Here is a 1,706-nt window from a genome sequence, read left to right as displayed (position 1 = left end):
TTGGATTCTCTCGAACACCAAATGGCATCGCTTCTTCGATTACGATTACGACAACGACAACGACAACGACAACGACAACGACAACGACAACGACAACGACAACGACAACGACAACGACAACGACACTAAAGCCCTGCGTGGGCCGCGATGGCGGCCGCCAAAGCGGCGGCGATGTCTTCCTTGCGGCGCTTCTCGGAGTACGCCAGCAGTTCCGGGTGGGCGTCCAGGAAGCCGGTGTCGAAGTGCCCGGAGCGAAACTCGGGATGGCGCAGGATTTCCTGGTGGAAGGGCATGGTGGTCTTGATGCCGAATACGCCCATGTCCTTCAGGGCGCGGGCGCCGCGGTTGAGCACATCCTCCCAGGACAGGGCCCAGACGATCACCTTGGCGAGCATGGAGTCGTAATGGGGCGGCACCGTATAGCCGGTATAGATACAGGTGTCGGTGCGCACCCCGGGGCCGCCCGGGGCGTAATAGCGCGAGATCCGCCCGAAACTCGGCAGGAAGTTGTTCTTGGGGTCCTCCGCATTGATGCGAAACTGCATGGCGACGCCGCGCCGGCTGATCTCGTGCTGCTGGAAGCGCAGCGGCAGTCCGGCGGCCACGCGGATCTGTTCCTCCACCAGGTCCACCCCGGTGATGGTCTCGGTGACCGTGTGTTCGACCTGGATACGGGTGTTCATCTCCATGAAATAGAAGCGCCCGTCCGTGTCTTGCAGGAACTCCACGGTCCCGGCATTGGTGTAGCCGACCGCGCGCGCGGCCAGTACCGCGAGCCCGCCGACATACTGGCGTTGCGCCTCGTCGATCTGGGGGGAGGGGGCAATCTCGATCAGCTTCTGGTTGCGCCGCTGGATGGAGCAGTCACGCTCGAAGAGGTGGATGCAGTTGCCGTGATGGTCGCCCAAGACCTGGACCTCGATATGGCGCGGGTTGACCACGCACTTCTCCAGGAAGACCTCGGCGCGGCCGAAGGCCTTGGTCGCCTCCGAGATCACCCGCTCGAAGTTGCGGCGCAGGGCCGCGGCGTCGTCGCAGCGGCGGATGCCCCGCCCGCCGCCGCCGGAGGTGGCCTTGAGCATGATCGGGTAGCCGATCTCCGCCGCGACCCGCAGCGCCTGGTCCAGGTCCTCGAGGTTCCCGGCGCTGCCCGGGGTGATGGGCACCCCCGCCTTCTGCATGGCAAAGCGCGCCTGCGTCTTGTCCCCCATGCGGCTGATCACCTCCGCGGTCGGCCCGATGAAGGTGATGCCGCGACGGGTACAGGCGATGGCCAGTTCCGGATTCTCCGCAAGGAAGCCGTAGCCGGGATGGATGGCGTCGCAGCCGGTCGCCAGGGCCAGCGTCACGAGGTTGTGGACGTTGAGGTAGCCGGCCAGTGGGTCGGCACCCAGGCTGTAGGCCTCGTCGGCCTTCTTGACGTGCAGCGAGTGGCGGTCCGCCTCAGAATAGACGGCGGCCGAGCGGATCCCCATTTCGGCACAGGCGCGGATCACGCGCACCGCAATCTCGCCGCGGTTGGCGATCAGGATCTTTCGCAGCATGGGGGGGCTCTGAGGGGATTAAGCATTAAAAAGCAAGCAGATGGATGGCCGGGTTCTTCGGTTGGGGCGCAGCGCGCGGGCCCGGGTGCGATCAGAACTGATGTGGCGACCGAGATCGCGGGTACGCTGTCGTTGTCGTTGTCGTTGTCGTAATCGAATAAT

2 protein-coding genes are annotated in these 1,706 nt (G+C 64.7%); both read right to left on the bottom strand.

Annotation, left to right across the window (positions count from 1 at the left end):
- Nucleotides 1–125: 125 nt before the first annotated feature.
- Nucleotides 126–1,544, bottom strand: a complete 1,419-nt coding sequence (locus QZY48_RS16760) for an acetyl-CoA carboxylase biotin carboxylase subunit (protein ID WP_295433010.1) — start codon at nucleotides 1,542–1,544, stop codon at nucleotides 126–128.
- A partial coding sequence (locus QZY48_RS16755) for a hypothetical protein (RefSeq protein ID WP_295433008.1) occupies nucleotides 1,526–1,706 on the bottom strand: 181 nt, incomplete at its 5' end. The genes QZY48_RS16760 and QZY48_RS16755, both read right to left, overlap by 19 nt.

This window comes from uncultured Thiodictyon sp., assembly GCF_903828115.1.
Lineage (GTDB): Bacteria > Pseudomonadota > Gammaproteobacteria > Chromatiales > Chromatiaceae > Thiodictyon.
The sequence above is the reverse complement of the archived record's forward strand: the minus strand, read 5'-3'. Positions and strand labels throughout refer to the sequence as shown.

Coding starts and splice junctions, on each gene's coding strand:
- QZY48_RS16760 (WP_295433010.1), bottom strand. CDS start 1,544: ATGCTGCGAAAGATCCTGATCGCCAACCGCGGCGAGATTGCGGTGCGC.